Source organism: Sphingomonas sp., assembly GCF_036387535.1.
Taxonomy (GTDB): Bacteria; Pseudomonadota; Alphaproteobacteria; order Sphingomonadales; family Sphingomonadaceae; genus Sphingomonas_R.
On record NZ_DASVTO010000135.1, the window covers coordinates 1 to 6,531 of the forward strand.

Below are 6,531 nucleotides of genomic sequence, written 5' to 3' on the forward strand. Positions count from 1 at the left end.
CCGCGCGTGCTCAGCTTCGTCGCGCATGATCTGCCGATCGATCTGCCGAAGATGGACTCCTTCCGCCAACGCGGCGGTCGCGATCGGGAAATGACGATTCCCGAACTGTCGCGCGTGTCCCGGCTTCCCGCGACGACGCCCGCGACCCGCAACGCGCTGCGCGCCGAATATCATTTCCGCCTGGTCGAGGTGGCCACCATGTTCCTGCTGCCGCTGCTGGCGGTGGCGCTTGCCGTTCCGCCGAAACGCTCCTCGTCCGCGCTGGGCGTCTTCCTGGCGATCGTGCTGCTGGTGACGCAACACAAGATCAATGAATATGCCTCTGCGCTCGGGACGCTCGGGCGTGTCGATCCGATCCTCGCACTGTGGATCCCGTTCCTGGCGTTCGCGGGTCTGACCTGGTGGATGTATCATATGGTCGCGCACGTGCCGGGGGGGCAGCCGATCGGTGCGCTCGAACGCGTATTCGCAAAGATCGGCGCGACCGTCCGTCGCTGGACCCGCCGTCGCAATCCGGATGCCGTGTCATGAACCTGTCCTTCTTCGGATCGCGCACCATCACCATCTATATGGCGCGCACGTTTCTGGTGCGCAGCCTGGCCGTATTGGCGGCGTTGGTGCTGGTGTTGATGGCGCTCGACCTGCTGGGCGAATCCGGCGACATCCTGGCACATCCGGGCAATGGCGATGCGCAGCTCTGGACCTATGTTTCGCTGCGCACGCCGCAGATCGTGGCGCGCTTCCTGCCGTTCGCGGTGCTGCTCGGCACGCTCATCACGCTTGCCACGCTCAACCAGAATAGCGAAATCATCGCGATGAAGGCAGCCAGCGTGTCCGCGCATCAGATCCTGGCACCGCTGATCATCGCCAGCATCGGTGTCGCCGCCATCTCCTTTGCGTTCAACGACCGCATCGTCACCCGCGCATCCGCGACCCTGGCCGCTTGGCAGGCGGCCGATTACGGCCCGATCCCCGCCGATCGTGGGGTGGTCGTCAATGTCTGGGTGCGCGATGGTGACGATCTGGTCCATGCCGATGCAGTGACGGGGCGTGGGTCCGCTACCGTCCTGCGCGGCGTGACCGTCTATGATCGCACCGGCGGGCTGCTCAAATCGATCGTGACTGCCGTCGCCGCGCACCAGCAGGGCCGCGGTTGGGTGCTTGATCGCGCCAGCCGTTTTGACGTTGCCTCGGGGTTGGTCCGGCCAGCGCCCGGCTACCGGATTGCGCAAGGCGTCACGCCCGATCGCTTCACCCTGGCCGATGTCCAGCCGGACCAGCGCTCCTTCCTGGACCTGCGCGCCGCCATCGCCGAACTCCACGCCGCCGGCCGCCCTACCGGACCGCTGGAATCCGGGTTGTGGCACAAGATTTCGGGGCCCTTGTCCGCCATCCTGATGCCGTTGCTGGCGGGCGTGGCGGCCTTCGGCCTCGCGCGATCGGGGCGGCTGTTCCTGCGCGCCGTGATCGGCATGGCGCTTGGCTTCACCTATTTCGTCGCGGATAATTTCGCGCTCGCGATGGGCAATCTCGGCGCTTACCCGCCCTGGCTGGCAGCATGGGCGCCGTTCCTGCTGTTCCTGCTGATCGGGGAGGCGGTGCTGGTCCGCACGGAGGAATGAGCGGCCTGCGGGCGCCTGCCGCGGATCGAACCGAACGCGCCTGAAAACCGCCATATTGCGGAACGATGAGCCGGAGCCATATTGAACGGCCTGCGGATGACAGCCCGCACCGTGTTCAGCCAAGGACCGAGCCTGTGAAAACGATCGACACGCCCCGCGCCGGATTCTGGAGCCAACGCCACCATCTCGACCGCATGACGCTGGGCGAATTGGTGGTCGCCTATTTCCAATATCCGGCGATCATCGCCTATCTGCTGCTGTCGGCGGTGGCGATCGGCGCGTTTGCGTGGCGTCCGGCGTCGCTGCTCCCGACCCTGGCCGCGATCCTGTTCGCGGCCATCGTCTATCCGCTCGCCTGGTATGTCCTGCACCGCTTCGTCTTGCACAGCAAATGGATGTGGAAGTCCAGGGCGCTGGCCCCGACCTGGAAACGGATCCATTACGATCATCATCAGGATCCCAATCATCTGGAGGTCCTGTTCGGCGCGCTCCACACCACCCTGCCGACGATCGCGGTGGCAACCGCGCCGATCGGCTGGCTGATCGGCGGCTTCGGCGGCGCCTGCGCGGCGTTGGCGACCGGGCTGCTCACCACCTGCTTCTATGAATTCTGCCACTGTATCCAGCATCTGGCCTACAAGCCCAAGAATGCTTGGCTCGCGGCGATGAAGTCGCGGCACATGGCACATCATTTCCATGACGAAACCGGCAATTTCGGGATCACCAGCTATTTCTGGGACAAGCTGTTCGGCACATTCTACAACCGCGTCAGCGAACGGAAGAAGAGTCCGACCGTCTTCAATCTCGGCTATACGCCCGAGGTTGCCGAGCAATATCCCTTTGTCGGCGAACTGTCGGGCGGCGTGAAGATGAGCCACCCCGCCACGCGCATCCGGGGCTGAGCCCATGGCGTCCGTCCCCGCCGGCATCGTCATCACGGAAGTTCGGACGAACGCGGACCGCAAGGCGTTCGTCGACCTGCCGTTCCGGCTCTATGCGAACGATCCGGCCTGGGTTCCGCCGCTGAGGGACGAGATCCTGGGGCTGATCACGCCCGGCCGCAATCCGTGGTTCGAACATGCGACCGCGGCATTCCTGATCGCGCGGCGTGGCGGCCGGGTAACGGGCCGCATCTCCGCCCAGGTCGACCGGCTGGTGTCCGCCATGCCGCCCGAACAGGGCGGCGGTGCCGATGTAGGCCACTGGGGCATGTTCGAGGCGGAGGATGCGGATACCGCCGCTGCGTTGATCGCCGCGGCGGAGGACTGGCTCCGCCGGCGCGAGGTGCGGCATGTGATGGGGCCGTTCAGCCTGTCGGTGTGGGATGAGCCGGGCCTGCTGGTCGACGGGCATGATCATGCGCCGACGGTGATGATGGGGCATCATCTCCCCGCCTATCAGGGCTATGTCGAGGCCGCCGGCTATACCGGCGTCAAAGATCTGTACGCCTACGAACTCGACATCACCGAAGATATGCCGCCCCTGATCCAGCGGATCGTGGCGTCCGGCGAACGCAATCCGCGCATCACCATCCGCAAGGTCGACAAATCGAAATTCGCGCAGGAAGCCGCGTTGATCCTCGGCATCCTCAATGATGCCTGGTCCGACAACTGGGGCTATGTCCCACTGACCGACAGTGAAATCGCCTATGCCGGCAAGAAGCTGAAGCCGATCGTGTTCGAAGACCTCATCATGATCGCGGAGGTGGAGGGCGAACCGGTCGCGTTCATGATGACGCTGCCCGACCTGAACGAACTGACCGCCGATCTCAACGGCAGGCTGTTCCCGTTCGGTTTCGCGAAGCTGCTCTGGCGGCTCCGCAAGCCTAAGGTCCGCACGATGCGCGTGCCGCTGATGGGCGTGGTGAAGCGGATGCAGGCGACGCGGCTCGCCAGCCAGCTGGCCTTCATGATGATCGAATATATCCGCCGCGCCTCAGTCGCCAATTATGGCGCGACCCGCGGGGAAATCGGCTGGATCCTGGAGGATAATCAGGGGATGCGCTCGATCGCCGATGCGCTGCGCACGCGCATCAACAAGACCTATCGCATTTATGAGAAGCGTCTCTGACGACGGAGACGCCCCCTCCGCCGGGCGCGGGCCTTCCGGTCCCGCGGCGCTACCGTGCGATCGTGGCGGTCTCGTTCGGCACCGCGCTGGTGGTGCTGGACGGCGCGATCGCCACCATCGCGCTGCCCACGATCGCGCGCGATCTGGGCGTCGGTTCGGCGGAGGCGGTGCTGGTGGTCAGCGTCTATCAGCTGGTGCTGGTGATGACGCTGCTCCCCTTTTCCGCGCTGGGTGATCGGATCGGGCACCGGACGCTCTATCAATATGGGCAGGCGCTGTTCGCCGTTGCGACCATCCTCTGTTTTTTCGCGCGCAGCCTCCCCTTCCTGCTGGTCGTGCGCGCGGTGCAGGCGCTGGGTGCCGCCGCCGCGCTGTCGGTGTCCTCCGCGCTGGTCCGCGCCATCTACCCCCCCGCGCAACTCGGCCGCGGGCTCGGCATCAACAGCGTGGTCGTGTCCAGTTCGGCCGCGCTCGCCCCCACGCTCGGCGGCCTCATCCTCGGCATCGCGCCGTGGCCCTGGGTGTTCGCGATCGCCGCGCCCTTCGCGCTGCTGTCGCTGCTGATCGGCCGCGCGCTGCCGGATCCCGAACCGCGCGACCTGCCCTACGACGTGCTGGGCGCGGTGCAGTGCGCCGCCGCGTTCGGGCTGACCATATCCGGCATCGAAAGCGCCGTGCACGGCTCCTCGCCGGTCGTTTCGGCCGCGATCATCGCGGCCGGTCTGCTGATCGGCAAGATCTTCGTCCAGCGCGAACGCCACCGGCCCAACCCGATCCTGCCGGTCGATCTGCTGGGCAAGCCGGTGTTCGCGCTCTCTACCGCCGGGGCGCTCACCGCCTTCATCGCGTCGATGACGCTCATCCTGTCGTTGCCGTTCCGGCTCCAGCATGATTTCGGCTTCGGCCCGGGCGAGATCGGCGCGATGATCGCGCCCTGGCCGCTGACGACGATGGTGGTCGCCCCGCTCGCCGGTGTCCTGTCGGATCGCTTCCCCGCCGCCCTGCTCGGCGGCATCGGCATGACCATCGCGACGGTGGCGCTGCTGCTGCTCGGTTTCCTCCCTGCCCATGCCGACTATCTCGACGTCACCTGGCGCATGATGCTGTGCGGCACCGGCTTCGGCCTGTTCCTCTCCCCCAACGCCCGCCTCATCATCGGCGCCGCCCCCCGCGACCGCGCCGCCTCCGCCGGCGGCCTCATCTCCACCACCCGCCTCACCGGCCAGACCCTGGGCGCCACCCTGGTCGCCGGCCTGCTGGCGTTCGGGGCGAGCGGGGCAACGCCGGCGCTGGTCGCAGCAGGACTCACGGTCGTGGCAGGCCTGTGCAGCATCGTACGGCTGAGCCCCGGAGTGCGGATTTAGCGGTCACGTCTTCTTGGGCGAAGAGCAGACGTTGAACCTCCAGCCAGTAAAATTGCAAGCCGCAATCGTGCTCAAGATCGCTCCTAGGGAATGACTTTTGGTGCTTTTCAGACCTTGGGCTTCTCGTCCCAAGCGCCCGGATACCGCTGCTGGAACTCCATCCAGAACAGCTCACGCGCCTCACATAGAAGCGCGATACCAGCCGGATCGCAGCTTGAAGCCTCCGCGTCGTCGATAACGCCAAACAGGCCGGTGAGAACGAAGCCGTAATAATCGGCATCAGTCTTGGGCAAAGAGTTCTCTTCGGCGATCGGCATTGAGGCAACATGATCACCAATGGGAATGCCTCCAAGGGGGCAAATACCGCGGTCACGCCTGCCCTCACTTCCGCCCAAACAGCTTCTCCAGATCCCCGCGTTGCAACTTCACCCAGGTCGGGCGGCCATGGTTGCATTGGCCGCTGTGCGGCGTGACCTCCATTTCGCGGAGCAGCGCGTTCATTTCCGCGACCGATAGCAGCCGCCCCGCCCGCACCGATCCGTGGCAGGCCATGGTCGCCGCGATCAGGTCGAGCCGGGCCTGCAGCGATAGCGCCGTATCGAACGCGGCAAGATCGTCGGCCAGGTCGCGGATCAGCCCGGCGACATCGCCCGCACCCAACAGCGCCGGGGTCGCGCGGACCAGCACGGCGCGCGGGCCGAAGCGTTCCAGCTCGATCCCGAACGCCACCAATTCCCCCGCGCGCTCCTCCAGCCGGTCGCACGCCGTCTCCTCCAGCTCCACCACCTCCGGCAGCAGCAGCGCCTGTCGCGCGACTCCGCCGTCGGCGATCGCCGCGCGCATCCGTTCCAGCACCAGCCGTTCATGCGCGGCATGCTGATCGACCAGCACCAGCCCGTCCGCCGCCTCCGCCACGATATAGGTCGCCGCCACCTGCCCCCGCGCCACGCCCAGCGGATGCGCCACCGGCTCCGGCGGCGGCGCGGCGGCATATTCGGCGCGCCCGGCGGGTTCGGGGCGATAATCGGGCCGCGCATCCCACACCGATCCCTGCCGCGCTGCGGTCGACACCGCTGATGCCGGTGCCCAGGACGGTGTCATCGGTTCCGCCTGCCAGCTGCCGAGCGCCGCGGCGGACGGGCGCTGCACGCTGCGATGCCCGGCTGCATCGAGTGCTGCGCGCAATCCGCCGACGATCAGCCCGCGCACCAGCCCCGGATCGCGAAACCGGACCTCGGTCTTCGCCGGATGGACATTCACGTCGACCTCGTCGCCCGGCAGGTCGATGAACAAGGCCAGCACCGGATGCCGGTCGCGCGCCAGCAGGTCCTGATAGGCGGCACGCACCGCCCCCACCAGCAACCGGTCCTTCACCGGCCGGCCGTTGACGAACAGGAACTGGTGATCGGCGATTCCGCGGTGGAACGTCGGCAACCCGGCAACCCCGCCCAGCGTCACGGTGCCACGGACATGAT

Annotated in this window: 6 protein-coding genes and 1 pseudogene; 5 read left to right on the forward strand and 2 right to left on the reverse strand. The window is 66.7% G+C overall.

Going from position 1 to position 6,531, the window contains the following annotated elements; genetic code table 11:
* The 5 genes from VF649_RS12665 to VF649_RS12685 all read left to right on the forward strand — a co-directional run.
* Nucleotides 1-531, forward strand: a 531-nt coding sequence (locus tag VF649_RS12665) for an LptF/LptG family permease (protein WP_331012320.1), incomplete at its 5' end; no start/stop codon positions are given.
* The gene (lptG, locus tag VF649_RS12670) at nt 528-1,622 is read left to right on the forward strand and encodes an LPS export ABC transporter permease LptG (protein WP_331012321.1); all 1,095 of its coding nucleotides are present in this window, start codon (nt 528-530) and stop codon (nt 1,620-1,622) included. The genes VF649_RS12665 and lptG, both read left to right, overlap by 4 nt.
* A 194-nt stretch (nt 1,623-1,816) precedes the next feature.
* On the forward strand, nt 1,817-2,524 hold the full coding sequence (locus VF649_RS12675; RefSeq protein WP_331012325.1) for a sterol desaturase family protein: 708 nt from the start codon (nt 1,817-1,819) through the stop codon (nt 2,522-2,524).
* Nucleotides 2,525-2,528: 4 nt separating this feature from the next.
* Nucleotides 2,529-3,692 carry an N-acetyltransferase gene (locus VF649_RS12680; RefSeq protein ID WP_331012322.1) on the forward strand — a complete coding sequence of 388 codons (1,164 nt, stop codon included), beginning with the start codon at nt 2,529-2,531 and terminating at the stop codon, nt 3,690-3,692.
* Between the two features lie 62 nt (nt 3,693-3,754).
* A complete protein-coding gene (locus VF649_RS12685; protein ID WP_331012323.1) occupies nt 3,755-5,056 on the forward strand; it encodes an MFS transporter in 1,302 nt (433 codons plus the stop codon).
* 107 nt (nt 5,057-5,163) lie between these two features.
* Here VF649_RS12685 and VF649_RS12690 read toward each other — a convergent pair whose 3' ends face one another.
* Together VF649_RS12690 and VF649_RS12695 are read right to left on the reverse strand one after the other, a co-directional pair.
* Nucleotides 5,164-5,373 (reverse strand): hypothetical protein, encoded by a 210-nt coding sequence (locus VF649_RS12690; RefSeq protein WP_331012324.1) that lies wholly within the window; start codon nt 5,371-5,373, stop codon nt 5,164-5,166.
* Between the two features lie 64 nt (nt 5,374-5,437).
* Nucleotides 5,438-6,531, reverse strand: a pseudogene (locus VF649_RS12695) (DNA mismatch repair protein MutL); the annotation flags it as partial.